Below are 19,581 nucleotides of genomic sequence, written 5' to 3'. Positions count from 1 at the left end.
GATATCAAGATATATGGTTTTTTATCTTGACGTCAAGCTAAAAGGCGGTAAGCATGAACGCCATGGATCATGTCGATAAAATACTCACACAGTGGCAGCAACAGCGCCCCGACCTGAACGTGGCCCCAATGGGCACGCTGGGCCGACTCAAACGACTGAATCAGAGCTTGATGCGGCGCATGGAGCAGACGTGGGCGGTGTATGGCCTTAACGACTCAAGCTTTGATGTACTGGCCACGCTGCGCCGTGAAGGCCCGCCTTACGCGCTTTCTCCCAGCGACTTAATGGCCTCCACCATGGTGACGTCCGGCACTATGACGCACCGCCTTCAGCAGCTGGAAAAAGCGGGATTGATTGAGCGTGTCAAAAACCCCGCCGACGGACGAGGCTTTCTGATTTCGCTATCTGAGAAAGGGTTTGCGCTAATCGATGAGGCCATTGTTGCCCACGTAGAGACCCAAGCAGAGCTGGTTAGTGGTTTGAGCGACGAGCAGAGGGCGCAGCTTGATGCGCTACTTAAGCAGTTTTTGAACAGTGTTGAGAAGCAGTGAGGCGTGAACGTGGGCATTCTGTGAGATATCTTTGTCGCAGGCTGTGTTGGCTGCAGAGGTTTAGTGACTATTTGGCGAGATGGCCGTATGTCGGACCATGTATAATCGGCGTTTTATACCGTTTGAAGTCTTAATGCCCGATGGAGATTACACCGCGATGTCTTTACGTTTTAGCTGGTCGAGACTGGACGAATTAAACACGCACGATTTTTATAACATCGTAAAGGCACGTGAAGCGGTGTTTGTGGTGGAACAGCGGTGTGCCTATCAGGAAATTGATGAGCTGGACCCGCTTGCTTGGCATCTTTCCGCCACGGTTGATGGTCAGCTCGCGGCGTATATCCGAGTAGTGGGGCCGGGTGATAAATTCGCCGAGCCCTCCATTGGCCGAGTGATGACACTCAAGGCTTTCCGGGGTCATCAATATGGCCGGGCGCTTATGGGCGAGGCGGTTCGTTTTACCGAGCAAACCTATCCTGGTCTGGGCATTAAGATCGGCGCACAAGTCTATTTGAACGTTTTCTATGAGTCGTTTGGGTTCAAGCGAATCAGTGAGCCTTACGATGAAGATGGCATACCGCATATTGATATGGTCAAACCCGCCTCCCACGCATAAACGATCATGGAACAGGAGTTTAATCCCGTGACCGCTTCAGATGCCTGCTTTTCAGAGAGTGAACGCCACGGGCTTTATCGTGCCATTTATGAGCGTCGTGATGTGCGCTCGCAGTTTCTTCCTGACCCGATTCCCGCTGACGTGCTGGCGCGTCTATTGCAGGCTGCCCACCATGCGCCTTCGGTAGGGTTCATGCAGCCCTGGGATTTTATTGTCATTGAAGGTGGCGAAGTCAGGGCGTCTATCCTTGCGTTATTTGAGCAGGAAAATCAGAAAGCTGCTGAGCGTTTTGAAGATGAGCGGAGCGACCTTTACCGTAGCCTCAAGCTTCAAGGGATTGTCGAAAGCCCGCTGAATCTATGTATCACCTGCGACCGCAGCCGGGGTGGCCCACACGTGCTAGGCCGCAACAGTATTGTCGAAACTGACTTGTTCAGCACGTGCCTGGCGGTACAAAACCTGTGGTTGGCCGCGCGAGCCGAAGGGGTTGGCGTTGGCTGGGTAAGTATTCTTGATCAGGCGCAGTTAAGTGACGCCTTGAACCTGCCTGATCACGTATATCCCGTGGCCTATCTATGCATTGGCTATGTCAGCGAGTTTCTAGATCAGCCGGAACTTGAAGCCAAAGGCTGGCGCTCCAGGCTACCGTTAAGTGAGTTGGTACATGGCGATAGCTGGGGGCAGCCACTTGAGAAGGGTCCTCTTGATGCGCTGCTGCGCAATTCGTCACGCTAATCGCCGCAGGTGCGAGCTTTTGCATGATGGTGCGGGGCGGGCTACAGGATTGCCGTGACGGTATTAATTTCAGCAAAATAAGGTAAATAGTGATGCGGGACACCACTATTCAGCGACTTGGCACAGATAGTCCTCATCTTCCCACCGTAGTGCGTTGGACGTTTGAAGCGTGGGGGAATTTATACCCAGGGCTAACGCTAGAAGAAGCCATTGATGACACGATGTCTGAGTGCGGTACCTCGGGTGTGCCCTCCGTATTTATTGCTTTGCAAGGCGACGTACCTGTCGGCACTGCCTGTTTAATTGACGATGATATGAGCATTCGGCGTGAATTAACGCCGTGGCTGGCCTCTGTTTTCGTAGCGCCTGAGTGGCGCGGGCAGGGTATTGCTTCCGCGCTGGTGCAGCGCGTGGAAGCAGAAGTACGCAATAGCGGTATTCACCAATGTTATCTCTATACCCCTGATCAGCAGTCGCTTTATCAGCGGCTAGGTTGGCAAGCAATAGAAACGCTTGAATACCGAGGCGAAACCGTGATGCTCATGCGACGCCTCTTAACGGAGTAAAGACGTTGATGACGCAGTGGACGCGGAGTGTACTACTTCGATACCGTCGCACGCTGCCGCTTTGACATACCTAACGATAAGCCGTTGGTCGGCCGACGATTTGCCGATCACACAACATGAAAATAGGTAGGCCAGTGGTACGACGGCTAACAAAATTTTAGGGAATCACCATGCGGCGTTTGCTGGTACTGCCCACCTCGCGTGCGGGTTGGGGTTTATTAATTGCGTTTTTAACACTCATCGCTATGGGAACGTGGCCGATGATTGGTTGGGTAAACCGGGCAACGTTAGTGCTAGGCCTGCCCTTAATAGTGGTATGGAGCTATCTGGTTATTTTTTCTTGCGTGGTGGTCATGCTGATAGGCAACCGTATCGTAGAGCGAGATAACCATGAATAGCCTCTGGCCTCTGCTGATTACGCTTATCTATGTGGCCATTGCCATGATGATTGGCTTACGCGCCCGCGGTGGGCAGGCCAGCCGTGCCAATATGAACAGCTTGGAAGAGTGGGGGGTTGCCGGGCGTAGCATGGGGCCGGTCACGCTGTATCTGCTGATTGCCGCAGGGAGCGTCAGTGCTTATACCTTTATGGGCGCACCGGGCTGGGCTTATTCGAAAGGGGTCGCGGTCTTTTACGTCGCTATCTATTTGGCATATCTGGCCCTGATCGCCTGGTACTTTGGCCCCAAGGTATGGCAGTTTGGCGCTGAATTTGGCCACGTTACTCAGGCAAGCGCGATTGCTGACCGTTATCAAAGCCCTGCCTTGGGGGCGCTGGCATCGCTGGTAATGGCGGTTGGCTCAATTGCTTATGCGGTGCTTCAAACGGTTGGTTCGGCCTATATTCTGTTTGTGATGAGCGGCGGTATCATACCTGTCTGGCTAGGCGTTGTACTGGTGCTTGCCTCTATTGCTGTCTATTTATACGCCAGTGGTCAGCGGGCGATTGGGCGGACCAACGCCTTTCAGGGCGTATTAATGTTGGTCGTTGCCTGGACTGTAGGACTGTGGGCGGTGCATAGCGCCACCGGCGGTTTAAGCTTTTCAGCGGTATTTGAGCGTATTCAGTCTGAGCATGCGGCGTTTTTAACCCTGCCAGGGGCCAGCGGGGATATGAGCTTTAGCTTCTGGACCACCTCGATTATTGTCTCGATGTTCTCGTTTATGCCCCCAGTATGGACCCAGTGGATGAGTGCGTCTTCCGCACGCACTATCCGGCGCAGCGCTACCTGGCTGCCAACGTACTATGTGGTGATTTTACCCATGGTGATTGTGGGCTTTATCGGTATTTACTCGCTACCTGACCTGGCCCGAGCAGACACGGTAGCCCTTGAATACGCCATGCAGCATTTGCCCGTCGTGCTGGTAGGGCTACTGGGGGCGGGCACCCTGGCGGCTTCCATGTCATCAAGCGAGCCGTTTATTCATTCGGTGTCGCTGTCATTAAGTAAGGATGTACTGCAACCGCTGTTAAAGCTTTCAAATGCTACTACTGGCCGACTTGCCAGACTTATGATCTTACCCATTATGGCCTTGGTGATTGCACCGCTAGCGATTGCTGAACCGGGCAGTCTGGTGATGATTTTGCTGGTAGGGCTGGGGTTTGCATCGCAAGTCTTGCCTGCTTTTATCGGCATGTTCTTCTGGCCACGCGCGTCACGCTTGGGTGTTATGGCAGGCATTGTGGCAGGGTTTTTGGTTACCGTGGCATTTACTACGCTATGGCCACACCCGCTGGGCATCCACGCGGGATTCTGGGGGCTAATCATCAATTTGCCGATATTTGTGGGGGTGTCGTTAGTGACTCCGGCCACACAAGCGGATGTCGTGGAGCGTTTTTTTCGCATTGCGGCGCCGCGTGGTTTAACCCGGCTTGGGAAAAAGGCAGCGCCGTAGCGTCTCAGGTTATATCAACCTCTAGTATGCCGTGTTTGCTGATTGCCTTTTGACAATCAGCTTATCGCTGGACAGCGAGAGGCGCGACTTTATGCTGGGCTACGACTGCCCCAGCATAAAATCGTGCGCTTTAGACGCTTCAGGCCACACAATGCAGCGATTGCGGCCGCCGTTTTTAGCTTGATATAGCATCTCATCAGCCATTTTTAGCAGTTTGAATGGGTCTTGGGTATGATCTGGATAGGTCGCTACTCCGCAAGAAAGCGTTACTTTTGTTAGTGGCACTTCCTGGTATGTTAGAGAGAGTTCTGATGCCAGTGTCAATAGCGCGTTAGCACGAGACTCGGCAGCATGAACTGACGTCCCAGGTAGTAGAGCAATGAACTCTTCGCCTCCAAACCGACAAACGATATCAAGGCCACGAAAGTGATGCTTTAGCAGTTCTGCCATTTCCACCAGCACGCTATCGCCTGCATCATGGCCAAAGTGATCGTTGATCCGCTTAAAGTGATCAATATCCAGCATGAGTAACGATAGTTGGCTGGCGTTTTGCTGCGCGCGGAGGCATTCATGCTCGAATACTCTATCAAAATGACGTCGGTTATATAGGTTAGTGAGAGGGTCTTTAAAAGAGAGGTTTTCTAGCTCCTGAACGAGGCGGCCAAGCTTCTTGGTCCTTGATGCCACTTGATACTCCAGGGTTTCATTCGCAAGTGACATCTGCTGCTGAGTATGGCGGTAGTGCCAAAGAAAGATCGCCGCGTTAGCCAGTGAAAAGATCAGCGTGCCGTAGCTTAATGGTATGGTGCGCCAGGCAATAAATCCGTGGGCTACCAGCATGTCGGTCAATAAGAGTGGTATGAAAAAAGTGAAGCAAAGTGCTAATAATCGCTGTTCAGTACTTAGTTCTCGGAACCTAAACAGGGCGAGTATTAGCATGGTAGGTAGCGTGACGGTGAGTAATGCATCAAATACGGGAAAAGTAAGAGAAAGACTAACAAGCCCTAATTGAACCAGGCTGATCGCTATGGCGAGATAGGCTAAGTGTAACGCCCAAATGCTTGTCAGCCAGCGCTTTGTTTTTCCGTTAAACCAATGGCTTAGTAGTAGCCCAAGAGCAATGGGTAGCGTGTAATAACTGCCCGCGCGCAATGTATCCCAAGCCAAGGCATTATCAACCATCAACTGGCGAGCTGGCGCTTCAGCCAGCAACATTAGCCCAGAGGCATAGGCAAACAGAGCAATAGCTGAAAAGCCGCGCCTTTCAGGGCCAATTACGGCGAATATAGTCGCTATAAACGCTAAAACGAATACCAGGGCACTGACTGCAAGGTCTTGGACGGACATGTGGATGATACTTTCCAATACCTCAAGGCGCTCCATGACCTTTACTTCGCCCCACAGGCCGATATTGGTGTAGTAGGAAAATACTCGGATATTGATCGGTTTGCCGGAAAAATTCTCAGGCAGTTCAACCATGTGCCACGGCCAGCCTGCAAAATCTCCCCGCCCTTGGGCATCGAATTCGCCGTATTGGTAGATCAGTGCATCATCCAGATAGATCTGGCCAATCAGGTCAATACTGGTGATGTAGAGCACGGGGTCATTCCAGTTACCGTCTGGCAATACACCACGGAACCATACCTGTTCCTGACCGTTTCTTTCCGGTGGATTGGCAGGAAAGCTGATTGGATTCCAGGTGAGTGATGTATCGGGCGGCTGGGAAAGAGTGCTTTGAGTCTCCGCAGGGAGGTCTCCCCAGTGGTACTCCCAGCTATGGAGAGGTTGGGGGGCTGAATCAGCCTGTAAAACACCCGAATACAGCACCCACACGCAAAGTGTAATGCTCCACAGAATAGCCTTATATTTGCCATCCCCAAGCGGCAACAAAATTCTGTCCTGGTCGCTGTTATGCGGCTGTTAAACGCATTATCACTGATGATAAGCCAATGAAGTGGTGCTAAAACCCGCTCGGCCAGCCAGTGTATACATAGTGAAAGCGGCTGATGATGCTCGGCTTGGCAGGGGGAGAAGGTCCCTGTTAACTTAAAAACCGGCTGATAAACCTCATTCTTTTGTGGTGAAATAAAGTTTGTCATCCTGCGGGCTGTATAAAAAGGTGCGTATCAAAGTTTTATTATTGCGTAAATTAAAGCAACTTTATGTCATGTTGGCTACAAAAAAAGTCGGGTTTATTGTTACCCGACTTGGCTTGGTCTTTTTTAATGGTTGTTATCAGCCTAGGGTTATTAACTGCTAATACCTCCGCCTACCACGCCGCTGCGAAAGCTGTTGGATGGGTTAGTACTGCCGGTGCGGTGTTTTAGATGTTCTCCTACAGCATCCTCAGGTGAGCCTGCCAGTTCGCGGAACATGCCCATGGAACCCAGCAGTGCAGAGGATTCATAAGGCACAAAGACGCGCTCGCCGTTTTTCGCCATGTTGGGCAAGCCCTTGATATAGCTCTGGCCGAGTAAATAACCCACCACGGTGCGTTTGTTTTCCTCGCTGTCGCCAATGGCGTTCAATACCAGCTTGATGGACTCCTGCTCGCCCTGAGCGCGCAGAATGGCTGACTCTTTATCACCTTGGGCGTTGAGAATGGATGATTCACGCTGCCCTTGGGCCATGGCGATAGCCGCAGATTTTTCACCTTCTGCTTCGGTCACGGTAGCGCGGCGTTTACGTTCGGCGGCCATTTGCAGGCGCATGGCGGTTTCTACTTCTTCGGGCATGGCGATGTCCTGTACTTCTACCCGAGATATCTTGATGCCCCACTTGGACGCGGGCTCTTCCATGGCGGCCTGAATTTCGTTATTCACTTCTGCGCGAGATTCAAACAGCTTGTCCAGTTCCATTTTGCCGACCACCGAGCGCAGCGTGGTTTTCGCCAGTACTTCCACCGCTTGGCTCATGTTGACGACTTCATAAACCGCCCGCTTGGGGTCGATGATTTGATAATAAAGCGCGCCATTGATACGCACGGTCACGTTATCGGTGGTCACTACCGGCTGGCCGGGGAAATCCATCACCGTTTCGCGCCGATCAATACGAACCTCATCAGTGGTAATCGCCTGGTACTCTTCGCCCGTTTTGCGATAGCGCAGCATGGTGATTGCGCGGGGCTGCTCAATAAACGGGACAATAATATTGATGCCGCTTTCGAGCACACGATTAAATGAGCCGAGGCGCTCAACTACCATTACTTCCGACTGACGTACAATCACCAGTCCTTTGGAAATAATCACAATGCCGATAACGACAATAATCAGGCTTATTAATAAACCGGGGCTAATAGGTAAATCCATTATTAAGGCTCCTTGCGTAGGGTGGTATTGTCTTGCAAAGGGTCAGGGGCTGACGAGGGGAGGACAACCAGCGCTGTGGTACCTTCAAAGCGCTGAAAGATAACGGACGTACCGGGGGGAAGTTCTGTGGCACCCGTGTCCATAACACGCAAGCGGTAAAAGTCGCCGTTAATTTTGATACCCGTGGCATCGTCAAAGTCGCGCCGCAGCGTGTCGTAATAGTTGCCCTTTTCCACGCCCGTGCCGGTGGTGCCATAGGCAACGCCTCGGGGCGAAAAACACGGACGGATCACCCAGATACCTATTGGCACCAGAACACCGGTAAAGATACCCATGCTTAAAAGCTGCCAGGGTAGCGATACCCCCAACGCGGTAACGGCCGAGGTAAGGGCCGCGGCTATGCCAAGCGCCAGTAGCACCATGGCGCCTGACGTTAACTCCCCCAAGCTGAGAAGTAGCGCCAGCACTAACCACGTATAGGCAGGATTCCAATCCATAGAGCCTCCTTTTAAAGTTATCGTCAGCCTACCTTAAGCCACTGCATTAAGTCTGTTTAATTCGCGCATCAGTAAGCGATAGACGAAAAACGCATTAGTGATATTCTGCCTGCTTTAAGAAACCGCTTTAAGAAACATAGCGCACAAAGGGGAATCACGTGACGGGTGTGGTGTATTGGTTGGACATGATGGGTGTGATTGTTTTTGCGCTATCGGGCGTTATTCTCGCATGCCGGTCAAAAATGGACCCGTTTGGCATGCTGGTGTTGGCCGCTGTGACCGGTATTGGTGGCGGTACACTGCGTGATTTAGTGCTGGGCTTGCGGCCTGTCTTTTGGGTCGCTGATCCCACTTACTTATGGGTTATTCTGGCAACGGTGGGCGTTTCGCTGGTGGGTTTCCACTATATTCATCGCTTGTCGCGAAGATTTTTGCCTATTGCGGATGCCTTTGGCCTTGCCTTGTTTACGGTCATCGGCACCCATAAAGCGCTGTTGCTGGGAACCTCCGGTGTAGTGGCGGTATTGATGGGCATGATGACCGGTGTCGCCGGAGGAATGATCCGCGACATGCTGGCCCAGCGCGTACCGATGGTGCTGCGCGAAGAGATCTATGCTACCGCTGCCATGGTTGGCGGCACTGTATATGTCGTGCTGAAAACCTTGAATACGCCGCTGAGCGTTAGTATCGCCATGGCCTTGGCGATTACGCTGGGCCTGAGGTTAGCCGCGATTCGCTGGCACTTGGCGTTGCCGGTGTTTGCTTGGGTCACTTTGCCGCCAAAAGAGACGGATTCAGCAGCGCCGCTTTCGACGCCGGCTAAAGCCAAAGAGCGGGTCAGGATGATTCGGCGCCAGCGCAAACAGCGCTAATCAGGACGAGGGTAGCGAACCGCCTGCCGCCAGCGGTCAAACCAGCGCCTGGGTTGCAGTACGTGTAGCCTGGGTTCGCTGTTAACAAGCTCTACGCCTATGCCAAGTGCGCCAAGGCGGGCATAGAGCGCGCCATTGGCGCTCTGCTCTTCAAGCGTAACATCGGAAAGCAGCAGTAGTGGGCCGCCGGTAAGCACTAGGTTGCTCAGTTGGATGCGTTCGCCATTAATGGCCAGTTCAGCAGTGCCATTAACATTGTGCACGTTGAGTAGCCTGCCGAGCCAGTCGCTTTCTCGGGCACGGGCTAAAAATAGTCTTGCGACCAAGCCGGTGTCGCGCATGGCCAGATGCAGCTGTGTGGATAGGCGAATGGGGTCATCCCAGGTAAGTTGCGCGTCATCCATGGAGAGCTGCACCCACCAGCCTGCGTCCTGCGCCCCGCGCTCGCTTATGCGGAACACATTTTCCAAACGCAGAAATGAGTCATTAGCCGTAAAACGACGTGCCTGTAAATCGCCTTCAGTAAGTTTTAAGTAGAGTTCGATATCGCCACGTAGCCGCTGATCGAGAAGGGCGAGGTCGGCGCCAAACGCACGCAGGGTCATGTTGCCTTGGGCATTCAATCCCTCCAGTAGCCACTCGCTGCCCAGGCTTGCCTGGCCGCCAAGCAGGCGCAGGCCTGCATCTTCAGGCAGGTAGCGGTTATAGCGAGTAAAGTCCGGCACTTCGATAATCGGCAGGGCTATTCGGGTAACAAAGTATTCTGCTTCTGGCGATATGAACACTTTGCTGAGCTGGTCTGTCTGGGTGGTTAAGGCAAAGTGACGCCCCTCTACATGAGGCCTGTCATCATCGTTACGCTGTAGCACAAAGCGCGGAATGCCTAGAGAAAGCTGCGCCTGTTCGGGGCTGTCGATTTGCGCGATTAGCTCGCCGCGCCCGCTGGCCTGGTAGTCTAAAAAAGCGACTTCAAGCTGGTTGGCATCTATACGCAGCCGAGTAGGTGCCAACAGGCGCTTACCGCTAAAAGAGCCTTGGGCGAACAGCTGCCCGTTGCCAGACAACGAAACACCGTGATCTGTGGGTAAAAAGGCGTTCAGAAAACTCAAGCGCTGCACGCTGCCCTCTAGCTGAAACTGCCCACTGGGAGTCTCTCCACGCCGTTGGAAGAGGCCTTCGCGAATCACTAAAATACTTTCCAGACGCTCTTCGGGCTGCGTGTCATCAGCGACCTGCCAGCGTAAACGGCTACCACTGATATCAACGCTTGCGCCATCGGTAGCTGCCTCGCGTAGTTGCAGTGAAAGCTGCATATCGCTGGTGAGCAGGGTGCTCTGCTCATCACGCTGCCAGCGGGTAGTGAGCGAATCGCCGGTTAAGGTAAGCGCTCCGCTAAGCTGTTCAGGGGTAATATGGAGCGTTCCATTACTTTGCGCTTGGCCGCTGACCAGGCTAAACGGAGCCGGGGCCGGCAGGTAAGTGGCAATATAGGGTTGCAGGGCGCTAATACTGGCCATGCGGGCGTCCCGCCAGTGAAGTGTCGCGGTGGCGTGACTGCGGGCTAATACAGGTTCGATAGGACTTTGTGCTACCAGGTCAAGCGTCGCGTCGTTAAGCAGTGTTTGGTTGGCGTGGGAAAGCGTTGCCTGGGAGAAACCAAGTGTCGCGTCAACCATCGAGGCGTCCTTTAGCTCAGCGTTAAGTGTGCCTTGCCCTTGAGCCGTCATATCCAGTGCGTTGATCGCGATTGTGTCTGCCTCGACCCGCAAATGGGCGCTATGGGCGTGAGTGTCGCGAACGCTAACCCTGGCTTCTAAACGGCCATTGCCGGATAAGCGAATGCCCTGGCCCTCCAGCGTATTGGCGAGGTAGCGGTCCATCATGTCCAGTCGGGTAATGGTGCCTTCAAGCGCCAGTTCAGCATCCGTGGGTGGTGTTAGTTGGTCCAAGCGCTGGTTGGCCATATCGCTTTTAAGGCTTAAGGCGGTATTTACCGCATAGGGCTGTGTATCTGCCAGCGTGACATCCTGCAGGCGAGTCTCAAAATCAATCTGGTGATCGGCTACGCGTAGCTGGACGCTTCCTCTACCGGTCGCTGTGTGGCGTGGGGGTGGTGCATCTGCCTCTCTCCAGATCGTTGGTTGATCGCGCTCTAAAAGCGTTCGCTCATCCAGCGTTAAACGTAATTCAGGTGCCTTCAAAGTAAGCAGGCTGCCTGGTTTAAGTGTGCCAGAGGCAAGTTCAACATGGCCCTCCAGTGCGCCGCGGCCGTCCAGGAAAAGCCAGGGAATGGTCTCCAGATAGGGCATGAATACATTCCAGGCATCTGCCTGCGCCTTAATATCAAGTGTTGCGGAAAGTGCCGCTAGCAGTTCAGGGTTAAGTGCACCCGTGGCCGGGTCCGTGGGCGTGATCTCATCAAGCGTTGCGGTGGCTTCAAGGGCTATGGCGTTAACCAGTGTGGCTTGGTCACTTGGGCGTATCAAGCGGCCTTCTGTGATTGCCAGGTTCACATGGGGTATGGCCAGGTTTTCACGGCTAAGGGTTGTATCAGCCACCTCAAGCGTGCCCTGCGCTTCAAGGGCGATATCACCCACCGTTAAGCGGCGAATTCCTTCGGCCTCTAATGCCTTGATATGTAACTCGCCGCGCAGTAGCGACCATAACGAGAGTGTGAGCGTGGCATGCTCGGCCTCAATTGCCATCGGTAGCGCATCGTCTTCGCGGGCAAGATAAAGGTTGTCTACTTTCCAGCGACCAGGGTGGCGGCTAGTTCCTTGGCTCCAGCGAACCTCAATACCTTCAAACTGAGAAATTCTTTCCGGTAACCACTGACTATTCAGCAACCAGTAGCTGCCTACCAGCCAAACCGTTATGATAAATAGGCTACTGATCAAGGTAGCCAATACAACGCGGGATAAGCGCTTTTTAGTAATGTTCGTGTTTGACATACTCGCTTCCTGGCAGGTGACTCCTGTTGGCGCGTGTTTTATGGCATTATGCGCGACGCTGGATAGTTATGGGTTTTCGATTTCAACGCTAGGCAGGCAGCAAACGCCATGTTCAAGGATTTTTACGCGCAACACGGAGAGTATGTAGTGGTCTCCGCCGAGCAGGCCAGCCGTTTCGCTAAAGGCGTGGCAGGTGATTACAACCCGATCCATAATCCGGGTGCGCGACGTTTCTGCGTGCCTGGTGACCTGTTATTTACGCTAATACTGGTAAAGTTCGGGCTGTCGCGGCAAATGGAATTTCGCTTCACCAATATGGTAAGTGCTGATACGCCACTGCTCTTTAGTGAAGCAGAAAATGGTGAGCTTCACGTAAGTGATGAGAGTGGAAAATGTTATTTACAGGTGGTTCGTGATGGTGAGACGACCCACGATAGCGCTGCTATTGAAGCATTTGCTCGTTGCTATGTGGCGTTCTCAGGCAAAAATTTCCCGCATTATTTAAAACCGCTAATGGAAAAGCATGGGGTAATGTTTAACCCTAAACGCCCTTTGGTTATCTACGATAGCATGGGGTTTTCATTAGAGCGTTTGGATGGGTTTACGCCAGGCCTTGCCTTAACGCGCTCATCGCTTGATGTGCAGGGGAAGCGAGCAGACGCATTGCTTGAGTTTTCCATTGAATCGAAGGGCGTTGCAATCGGTGTCGGCTCTAAAAAGCTGGTGGTCAGTGGCCTTTGTCATTATGACGCCGCTGAAATGGCCGCCATTGTTGATGAGTTTTACCGGCTTAAAGCTGCCTACGAAGCTGCCTGAGTTGTTTCTGCAGTGCTGGTCCAGCAGAACTGGTTGAAATACGATTCTTGGAGGACATTTTTGCAGCACGTTGAAGTATTTCAAAAGGCCACCCGTTAATAGCGGGTGGCCTTTACGTATGGGTATCAGGCGGGGTGTTGCTCTACAGTGAGTTCTGGCTGACTGATGGTCAAACCTACCGTGGTAATGCGCCCATCAAGTACGCCTTGAACGGAGAGGGTCACGTTTTCCAACGCTATTGAGTCACCTATGCGTGGTTCGTCCGTCAATCGCTCACGCAGAAGCGCGTCTAATGTGCAGTGCATATCACGGTCTAGCGTAATGCCATAGGAGTTAAATACTTCGTCGACGTTGGTGTTGCCTTTCAGATGCAATATTTGATTGGGGAGTTGGTAGTGGTCGACCGTGGCTCCCTCCGCAAAAATACAGTCAACAAACGGCAGAACCTGTGGACGCAGCACGACAAACAAGTGATCGCCTGGCTGTAATTGGGTGGACCCACGCGGTGGGATAACGTCTTTGCCACGGGTGATCATGGCCACCACTGTGCCGTCAGGCAGTGCGAGTTGCGATAAACGACGGTTGGCTGCACGGGTAAAATCACCTAGCCGATATTCCACAATGTCGGCGTCAACATCCTCCAATGAGGTAATCTCCAGGCTGGCGGCAGGCACAACAGGCGGCGCTTCGGTAAGTTTCAGTTTACGCGCCAAGTAAGGCAGCGTAGTGCCTTGAATAGTGGCAGAAATTAATACCACGAAGAACACCACGTTGAAGATAAGTTCAGCGCCTTCCAGGCCGAAAATCAGTGGGAAAATAGCCAAAATAATGGGCACTGATCCACGCAGGCCTACCCAGGCAACCAGCCCGGTTTCGCGGTTCGTAAAACCGAACAGTTTAAGAATGGGAGTGACGGCGAGTGGACGAGCCACCAGGATTAATATGGCCGCAATCATTAGGCCTTCCAGCCATACATCCAGTAGGGAAACAGGATTAATCAGCAGCCCAAGCACCACGAACATGACGATCTGACTCATCCACGCTAATCCGTCATGAAACAAAAACGTGCTGCGCTGAAAGGCAATCGGGCGATTGCCGATCATGACGCCTGCGATAAAAATCGCCAGGAAGCCACTGCCTCCAAGGTTCGCAGCAACGCCAAAGGCGAAGAGCCCGCATGCCGCAACCAGAACGGGATAAAGCCCCGATGTGACCAGATGAATACGGTTAATAAGTTGAACGGCTGCCCAGCCGACCAGCAAGCCGACGGCGCCACCTACCCCGATTTGCAGGATAAAGAGTTTTAACAAGCCCACTCCAAGGGGCATATCGTTAACCAGTACTTCAAGTAATCCAATGGTTAAGAAAATCGCCATCGGGTCGTTGGATGCGCTTTCAATTTCAAGCGTAGACTTGAGCCGCTGATTAATATGGATGCCAGCATTACGCAGTAATGAAAAAACCGCAGCGGCGTCGGTGGAGCCGACGATGGCGCCTAGTAATAAACCATCCAACAGGGGGAGCTTTAGAATATAAGCAGCAGCGACCCCGGTAACCATTGATGTGATCAAAACGCCGAGCGTGGCCAATAGCGAGGCTGGCTTCCAAACCAGGCGGATTGAGGCGAGGGGCGTTTGTAAGCCGCCATCGAACAAAATCATTGCCAGTGCCAACGTGCCCAGCGCGTGTGCCAAACCAGGATTATTAAAGTCGATACCGCCAATACCTGCTTCCCCCGCAAGCATACCGGTTCCTAAAAACAGTACGAGTACCGGCATACCCAAGCGAGCTGACAGCTTGCTTGAAATAATGCCGACCAGTAGCAGAATTGCTGCTAGTAAAATAAGTTGGTCCACCAGAAACATACGCACGATTCCTGAAATAACTTGATATGGCCAGACCTTTTAATAATAAATGCCTGGTGTCATGTATGTGGCAAAGAGGCGTTATGCACCTCTGTTAACCGTCGTTATTTGTTAAGCGTAGGGTGGTGCTCTGCAGGGAGGAAGGCCGCCTGGTAAGCCTGGGTTCGATGAGCCAAGGGTATTCAATACGCAGTGATAAACGGCAGGCGCAATACCAGGCCATCTTTCATGGGCGGGCAGAGCCACCCCGGTATCATTTTGAATTACTACCGGGTTTTGGCGTCGCTTGTCATGGTCCAGGCTAAGGCGATTAAGTGGGTTAGCCAGCACGATCAGCGGTTTGGTGTGGTCTTCCAAGGCTGAGTGATGACCTGGCTCAGCAGCCCGCGGCATCACCTCGTGGGGAGCGGCGCACCAAAGCAATAGCGCCAGGCTCCAGAGGCCCACTTGGCCAAGCCGGAGAGACGTCATAGCGGTGGGCATGTATTGCTGAGGCAAAGAGACATCTCCTGGGTGCGCCGTATTATCATCCCTTATTGAGAGGGGAGGTCAAGGGGTTAAACATGCGTTTGCACTGTCTTTGGAGTCTTGTCATCGCTAATCGGGATTGTCTCTAATCGTTAGTTGATGTTTACGTTAACTTGCTGATATACCCTGTTCTTGGCCCTGGGGCAGCTATAGAGACTGCCACTGTTACAAACACAATCATAATCAGGAGCAAGCGTAATGGCCGTTCGCGAAATTCCCATGATCATTGATGGTCAAGCCGTCCTGTCTCAAAGCCAGGAGTGGCGTGATGTGGTTAATCCGGCGACCCAAAAGGTGGTTGCCCGGGTGCCTTTTTGCACGGCAGAAGAAGTAGAGCATGCGATTGCAAGCGCCCATCATGCGTTTAGAGAGTGGCGCAAGGTACCGCTTGGAAAGCGCATGCGTATTATGCTGGCGTTGCAGGCACTGATTCGTGACAACACCGATGAGCTAGCCGCCTTAATCACCGAAGAGCATGGCAAAACGTTGCCAGATGCCAAAGGTGAAGTAGGGCGAGGTCTGGAGGTGGTCGAACACGCCTGCTCGATTACCTCGCTCCAGCTAGGAGAGGTGGCCGAGAACGCGGCAAGCGACGTCGATGTTTATACGCTACATCAGCCGCTAGGCGTAGGGGCCGGTATTACAGCCTTTAACTTCCCTATCATGCTGCCCTGTTTCATGTTTCCGCTGGCCATCGCGGCAGGCAACACCTTTGTGTTGAAGCCTTCTGAGCAGGATCCCAGCTCGACCATGCGCTTGGTTGAGCTCGCCCATGAAGCCGGTGTGCCAGCTGGGGTGTTGAACGTGGTGCACGGCGGTCCTGAGGTTGCCAACCAGATTGTCGATCACCCAACGATTAAAGCGCTATCGTTTATTGGCTCAACCCACGTCGGCTCATTGCTTTACAAGCGGGCGGCAGATGCGGGTAAGCGTATGCAGGCGATGATGGGGGCGAAGAACCACTGTGTGGTTATGCCCGACGCAAATCGCAGCCAAGCCATCAACAATCTGCTGGGCTCAGCATTTGGTGCCGCAGGCCAGCGCTGCATGGCTAATTCGGTCGTGGTGCTGGTCGGTGAGGCGCGACAATGGATTGATGATATTGTGGATGCTGCAGGCCAGATGAAAGTGGGTCCTGGCACCCAACAGGATGCCGATTTAGGACCGCTGGTATCGCCTGCCGCCAAGGAGCGGGTGTTAGGTCTTATCGAGACCGGTGAAAAGGAGGGCGCAACGCTATTGATTGATGGGCGTAACTGCCAGGTACACGATTATCCGAAGGGCAATTTTGTGGGACCGACGTTATTTACCGATGTGACTGCGGAGATGACCATTTATCGTGAAGAGATATTTGGGCCGGTACTCTGCGTTGTCAACGTGGAAACACTCGACGAAGCGATTGCGTTTATTAATGCTAATCCTAACGGCAACGGCACGTCTATCTTCACGAATTCTGGCTGGGTGGCGCGACGCTTTGAAACTGATATAGACGTGGGGCAGGTGGGTATCAACGTGCCAATCCCGGTGCCGGTTGCCTATTTCAGCTTCACTGGCTCACGCGCTTCAAAGCTCGGCGATTTAGGGCCAAATGGAAAACAGGCGATCGCCTTCTGGACGCAAACCAAAACGGTAACAGCACGCTGGTTTGAGCCTGAAAACGTTTCAAGCGGTATCAATAGTACTATTGCATTAAGCTAACGCTTACTTACTAAGCAGTCACTGGCTCTTGTGGGGGGCCAGTGACGTTGTTGTACTCAAGGCTTAAAAATCATTCAGCAGGCTCAAACTTTCTTCCAGTAGCTTTTCAATCGGCTTAAGTTGGCTTTCATGCAATACGAGTAGAGACGGCGCCTCTTTTGGTTGTCCGACAAGGGGCACTAAAAGGGCGAACTCACTCTCCTCTAGATGAAATTCATGAATTTCACGCGGGCCTAAGGCCGTTTGGCATTGGGAGCAGCGGTAGACATCGTCCTCGCCATAAACCAACCGGTGATACATTTTGAAAAGCGTATAAAGCGCTAAGCCGCCTTCAAGCGCAGGCCAGCGTGCGGGCATTTTGGGTATATCGTCGGTGACCTCTTGCCCCTCGGCTTTGGCATCGGCGATCACATTTGCTAAAGGCATCGCCAAAATAGCTGGGTCTTCAGAGGGCAGCGGGGCGTTTTGCTTCGAGGCCTGGTCGAAGTCTCTTACCGCGCGCTTTACATCATCTAGTGTATTTAAAACGTAGTCAGCATGCTGTAGGTCGCCGGGCTCGCAGCTACCGTTCTCCCAGCCATGAATCACGCGTAGCGTCATGTCTCCTCGTGACATGGGGCGGGCCAGCAGCATATAAAGCATTACGCGAACGTGAAGCTGGCGCTCATCGGTATTGTTTTCAAACGCACGGTAGGGGTCAGCAAACAGAGCATTGAGCCGCCCTTGCGTATGCTCCTTGGCTTCGGTGTATGACATAGTGGTTTTCCTGTAAGCGCGTCGCTTATTCTCCTGTACGACGCTTATAACATTAATGTTTTATAACACTAATGGCAGTAAGCTACTTTTGTTTTGTAACGCTTTGGCTCATGTTTACAGCAGCTTTTGTTAGTCTAGACAACGTTGTAGCGAATGAATAGCAGAAGTAAGTCGTTTTCCTGCTAGCTATTTAGCGGCTAGGATACACGCGAGTAGCCACTCATTTTGACGGTTAGCTCGCTTTATATCAGGATACACTCTCAATTCACTGTCGCCAGGGGAGCCACGTTGTGTGGCTGAGAATGCTATGACGCAGACCCTGGAACCTGAACCGGTTAGTACCGGCGGAGGAAGTGCGACATGCCATACCTAACGTCAGCCGTGCTGGGCGCGGCGCTCTGTTGCTTTGCATTTTTAGGCCTTAAAGCCCGTGGGCGTAAAGGCTCATTGGATGACTTTGTTAGCGCTCGTAATTCACAAACCAGCACCACGCTAGGGCTCTCTTTTGTTGCATCTGGTATGGGAGCCTGGATTTTGTTTGCACCGCCAGAAATTGGCGCTTTTATTGGCCCATTGGCCTTGGCAGGCTATGCCCTTGGCTCCTCACTGCCTTTTATCATCCTTGGCTTTTATGGTCCGTCTATACGCCGGGCTCTCCCTGAGGGACGGAGCATCGCTGAGTTTGCCGAGGCGTGCTATGGGCGCGGAGTGCGCCACTGGGTAACGCTGGTTTCCGTGGTGTATATGGCCTGCTTTTTAGCTGCTGAATTAACCGCTATTGGAGCAATCACCTCACTGCTTTCTGATGTTCCGTCGAGCTGGGTGATTATTGGAGTAACGCTCACTACGTTGCTTTACACGGTAAGCGGTGGGCTACGCGCAAGCCTGGCCACTGACCGTTGGCAGGCATGGCTATTGCTTGCACTGTTAGTGGTGGTTTCCAGCGTCACCCTTTGGCACTTGCCTGCCATGCCGAGTAGTGCGGCATGGCCCTCTATCGCCTCTTCTGATGCGCTTAGTGTTGCTCTAACGCTTGTCATTGCGGTTACCGCCGCGAACTTGTTTCACCAGGGCTACTGGCAGCGGGTATGGGCGGCACGTGATGACCACAGCTTGGCCCGCGGGGCTTGGGTAGGAGGGATCGCCACGGTCATGATCGTTATGGTGATTGGCGGTTTGGGTATGCTTGCTGCCATGAACGGTGTTCCGCTGGGCGAACCGCCCATGCCTTTTTTTGCGCTGCTCAATAACGCGCCACCCTGGCTGGCTATAACAGCACTAGTGCTTGCCGTCACATTGGTGGCATCCAGCGTAGATACGCTACAAAGCGGTATTGCCTCACTGATAGTATCGCGCAGTGAACAGCCTGGCGTTTCCATAGCGCTCACACGCTGGATGACCGTTTTGCTTATGGTGCCTGTCGTGGTTGTCGCGCTTCAAGGAGTGTCTGTTTTACGTCTTTTTTTAATCGCTGATTTAGTCTGCGCTGCAACCGTGGTGCCCGTACTGCTGGGCTTATGGCGGCGCATGACGCCCCTTGCAGCTGTCGGTGGCGGCATGGCGGGCCTATTGGGTGCGATCTTGCCTGGGTGGGTTAGTCACGCCAGCATAAGTGAAGGGATAATGGCGGCAAGCTTTCCGAGCAGTGTGCCCACACTAGCGCCGTTTCTAGGTGCGTTGTTAGCCTCCACGGTGGTGAGCGTACTGTTGGCGTATATAACGAGTGCGAAGCCGGTTGAGCAGTAAAATTATTTCGCGCTATGCTGAACAAAACACCTACTGACTTGGGTGAAGTATTTGATGAACTATCCCATGCCGTCAGACGAAAATGGACGCCTGAAGGCGCTTTATGAGCTTGAGTTGCTCGATACGCCAATGAGCCCGTCTTCGATCGCATTACTCGCCTTGCAGTGAGGGCTCTGGACG

17 protein-coding genes and 1 riboswitch are annotated in these 19,581 nt (G+C 52.9%); of the genes, 10 read left to right on the top strand and 7 right to left on the bottom strand.

The annotated features are described in order from the left end of the window. Positions 1 to 53 precede the first annotated feature (53 nt). The 6 genes from CZ787_RS03865 to CZ787_RS03840 all read left to right on the top strand — a co-directional run bounded on the left by CZ787_RS03865 (position 54) and on the right by CZ787_RS03840 (position 4,364). Positions 54 to 551 carry a MarR family winged helix-turn-helix transcriptional regulator gene (locus CZ787_RS03865; RefSeq protein WP_254908558.1) on the top strand — a complete coding sequence of 166 codons (498 nt, stop codon included), beginning with the start codon at positions 54 to 56 and terminating at the stop codon, positions 549 to 551. A gap of 157 nt (positions 552 to 708) precedes the next feature. Then, the gene (locus CZ787_RS03860) at positions 709 to 1,167 is read left to right on the top strand and encodes a GNAT family N-acetyltransferase (RefSeq protein ID WP_087106359.1); all 459 of its coding nucleotides are present in this window, start codon (positions 709 to 711) and stop codon (positions 1,165 to 1,167) included. A gap of 6 nt (positions 1,168 to 1,173) precedes the next feature. After that, a complete protein-coding gene (bluB, locus tag CZ787_RS03855) occupies positions 1,174 to 1,902 on the top strand; it encodes a 5,6-dimethylbenzimidazole synthase (RefSeq protein WP_087106357.1) in 729 nt (242 codons plus the stop codon). A gap of 92 nt (positions 1,903 to 1,994) precedes the next feature. Beyond that, on the top strand, positions 1,995 to 2,468 hold the full coding sequence (locus CZ787_RS03850; RefSeq protein ID WP_087106355.1) for a GNAT family N-acetyltransferase: 474 nt from the start codon (positions 1,995 to 1,997) through the stop codon (positions 2,466 to 2,468). A gap of 170 nt (positions 2,469 to 2,638) precedes the next feature. Continuing rightward, a complete protein-coding gene (locus CZ787_RS03845; RefSeq protein WP_087106353.1) occupies positions 2,639 to 2,866 on the top strand; it encodes a hypothetical protein in 228 nt (75 codons plus the stop codon). Beyond that, positions 2,859 to 4,364 (top strand): sodium:solute symporter family protein, encoded by a 1,506-nt coding sequence (locus CZ787_RS03840; RefSeq protein ID WP_087106351.1) that lies wholly within the window; start codon positions 2,859 to 2,861, stop codon positions 4,362 to 4,364. Before CZ787_RS03845 ends, CZ787_RS03840 begins: the two co-directional genes overlap by 8 nt. A gap of 99 nt (positions 4,365 to 4,463) precedes the next feature. Here the strand turns inward: CZ787_RS03840 and CZ787_RS03835 are convergent, their stop codons facing one another. The 3 genes from CZ787_RS03835 to CZ787_RS03825 form a co-directional block, all read right to left on the bottom strand. Then, positions 4,464 to 6,254, bottom strand: a complete 1,791-nt coding sequence (locus CZ787_RS03835) for a GGDEF domain-containing protein (protein WP_087106349.1) — start codon at positions 6,252 to 6,254, stop codon at positions 4,464 to 4,466. 359 nt (positions 6,255 to 6,613) lie between these two features. Then, positions 6,614 to 7,672: an SPFH domain-containing protein gene (locus tag CZ787_RS03830; protein WP_087106347.1), complete on the bottom strand. Its 1,059-nt coding sequence runs from the start codon at positions 7,670 to 7,672 to the stop codon at positions 6,614 to 6,616. A gap of 2 nt (positions 7,673 to 7,674) precedes the next feature. Continuing rightward, positions 7,675 to 8,169, bottom strand: a complete 495-nt coding sequence (locus CZ787_RS03825) for a nodulation efficiency, NfeD-like protein (RefSeq protein ID WP_087106345.1) — start codon at positions 8,167 to 8,169, stop codon at positions 7,675 to 7,677. Positions 8,170 to 8,327: 158 nt separating this feature from the next. Between CZ787_RS03825 and CZ787_RS03820 the strand changes: the two genes are divergently transcribed. Beyond that, positions 8,328 to 9,041 (top strand): trimeric intracellular cation channel family protein, encoded by a 714-nt coding sequence (locus CZ787_RS03820; protein ID WP_087106343.1) that lies wholly within the window; start codon positions 8,328 to 8,330, stop codon positions 9,039 to 9,041. Here the strand turns inward: CZ787_RS03820 and CZ787_RS03815 are convergent. Then, a complete protein-coding gene (locus tag CZ787_RS03815; protein WP_087106341.1) occupies positions 9,038 to 11,992 on the bottom strand; it encodes a hypothetical protein in 2,955 nt (984 codons plus the stop codon). The genes CZ787_RS03820 and CZ787_RS03815 overlap by 4 nt on opposite strands. Before the next feature lie 108 nt (positions 11,993 to 12,100). On the opposite strand from CZ787_RS03815, the gene CZ787_RS03810 reads away from it, so the two are divergent. Further along, entirely contained in the window at positions 12,101 to 12,808 is a 708-nt protein-coding gene (locus tag CZ787_RS03810; protein WP_087106339.1) for a DUF3581 family protein, read from the top strand. 125 nt (positions 12,809 to 12,933) lie between these two features. Here the strand turns inward: CZ787_RS03810 and CZ787_RS03805 are convergent, their stop codons facing one another. Both CZ787_RS03805 and CZ787_RS03800 read right to left on the bottom strand, forming a co-directional pair. Next, positions 12,934 to 14,673 (bottom strand): potassium/proton antiporter, encoded by a 1,740-nt coding sequence (locus CZ787_RS03805; RefSeq protein ID WP_087106337.1) that lies wholly within the window; start codon positions 14,671 to 14,673, stop codon positions 12,934 to 12,936. A 111-nt stretch (positions 14,674 to 14,784) separates the two neighbouring features. Next, positions 14,785 to 15,171 (bottom strand): hypothetical protein, encoded by a 387-nt coding sequence (locus CZ787_RS03800; protein WP_140398963.1) that lies wholly within the window; start codon positions 15,169 to 15,171, stop codon positions 14,785 to 14,787. Positions 15,172 to 15,399: 228 nt separating this feature from the next. On the opposite strand from CZ787_RS03800, the gene CZ787_RS03795 reads away from it, so the two are divergent. Beyond that, positions 15,400 to 16,899, top strand: coding sequence for a CoA-acylating methylmalonate-semialdehyde dehydrogenase (locus tag CZ787_RS03795; protein ID WP_087106333.1), 1,500 nt, complete (start codon positions 15,400 to 15,402; stop codon positions 16,897 to 16,899). A gap of 63 nt (positions 16,900 to 16,962) precedes the next feature. Here the strand turns inward: CZ787_RS03795 and CZ787_RS03790 are convergent, their stop codons facing one another. Continuing rightward, positions 16,963 to 17,655 carry a hypothetical protein gene (locus CZ787_RS03790; protein WP_087106331.1) on the bottom strand — a complete coding sequence of 231 codons (693 nt, stop codon included), beginning with the start codon at positions 17,653 to 17,655 and terminating at the stop codon, positions 16,963 to 16,965. Between the two features lie 266 nt (positions 17,656 to 17,921). Next, a riboswitch (TPP riboswitch) is annotated at positions 17,922 to 18,026 on the top strand. Between CZ787_RS03790 and CZ787_RS03785 the strand changes: the two genes are divergently transcribed. Further along, complete coding sequence (locus tag CZ787_RS03785) at positions 18,016 to 19,401, top strand: sodium:solute symporter (protein WP_087106329.1); 1,386 nt, start codon at positions 18,016 to 18,018, stop codon at positions 19,399 to 19,401. Its footprint overlaps the riboswitch before it by 11 nt. Positions 19,402 to 19,581: the final 180 nt, after the last annotated feature.

Source organism: Halomonas citrativorans (assembly GCF_900163645.1).
GTDB classification, from domain to species: Bacteria; Pseudomonadota; Gammaproteobacteria; order Pseudomonadales; family Halomonadaceae; genus Vreelandella; species Vreelandella citrativorans.
This window is presented reverse-complemented; position numbering and strand designations above follow the sequence as displayed.

Coding starts and splice junctions, on each gene's coding strand:
- CZ787_RS03865 (WP_254908558.1), top strand. CDS start 54: ATGAACGCCATGGATCATGTCGATAAAATACTCACACAGTGGCAGCAA.
- CZ787_RS03860 (WP_087106359.1), top strand. CDS start 709: ATGTCTTTACGTTTTAGCTGGTCGAGACTGGACGAATTAAACACGCAC.
- bluB (WP_087106357.1), top strand. CDS start 1,174: ATGGAACAGGAGTTTAATCCCGTGACCGCTTCAGATGCCTGCTTTTCA.
- CZ787_RS03850 (WP_087106355.1), top strand. CDS start 1,995: ATGCGGGACACCACTATTCAGCGACTTGGCACAGATAGTCCTCATCTT.
- CZ787_RS03845 (WP_087106353.1), top strand. CDS start 2,639: ATGCGGCGTTTGCTGGTACTGCCCACCTCGCGTGCGGGTTGGGGTTTA.
- CZ787_RS03840 (WP_087106351.1), top strand. CDS start 2,859: ATGAATAGCCTCTGGCCTCTGCTGATTACGCTTATCTATGTGGCCATT.
- CZ787_RS03830 (WP_087106347.1), bottom strand. CDS start 7,672: ATGGATTTACCTATTAGCCCCGGTTTATTAATAAGCCTGATTATTGTC.
- CZ787_RS03825 (WP_087106345.1), bottom strand. CDS start 8,169: ATGGATTGGAATCCTGCCTATACGTGGTTAGTGCTGGCGCTACTTCTC.
- CZ787_RS03815 (WP_087106341.1), bottom strand. CDS start 11,992: ATGTCAAACACGAACATTACTAAAAAGCGCTTATCCCGCGTTGTATTG.
- CZ787_RS03810 (WP_087106339.1), top strand. CDS start 12,101: ATGTTCAAGGATTTTTACGCGCAACACGGAGAGTATGTAGTGGTCTCC.
- CZ787_RS03805 (WP_087106337.1), bottom strand. CDS start 14,673: ATGTTTCTGGTGGACCAACTTATTTTACTAGCAGCAATTCTGCTACTG.
- CZ787_RS03795 (WP_087106333.1), top strand. CDS start 15,400: ATGGCCGTTCGCGAAATTCCCATGATCATTGATGGTCAAGCCGTCCTG.
- CZ787_RS03790 (WP_087106331.1), bottom strand. CDS start 17,655: ATGTCATACACCGAAGCCAAGGAGCATACGCAAGGGCGGCTCAATGCT.
- CZ787_RS03785 (WP_087106329.1), top strand. CDS start 18,016: ATGCCATACCTAACGTCAGCCGTGCTGGGCGCGGCGCTCTGTTGCTTT.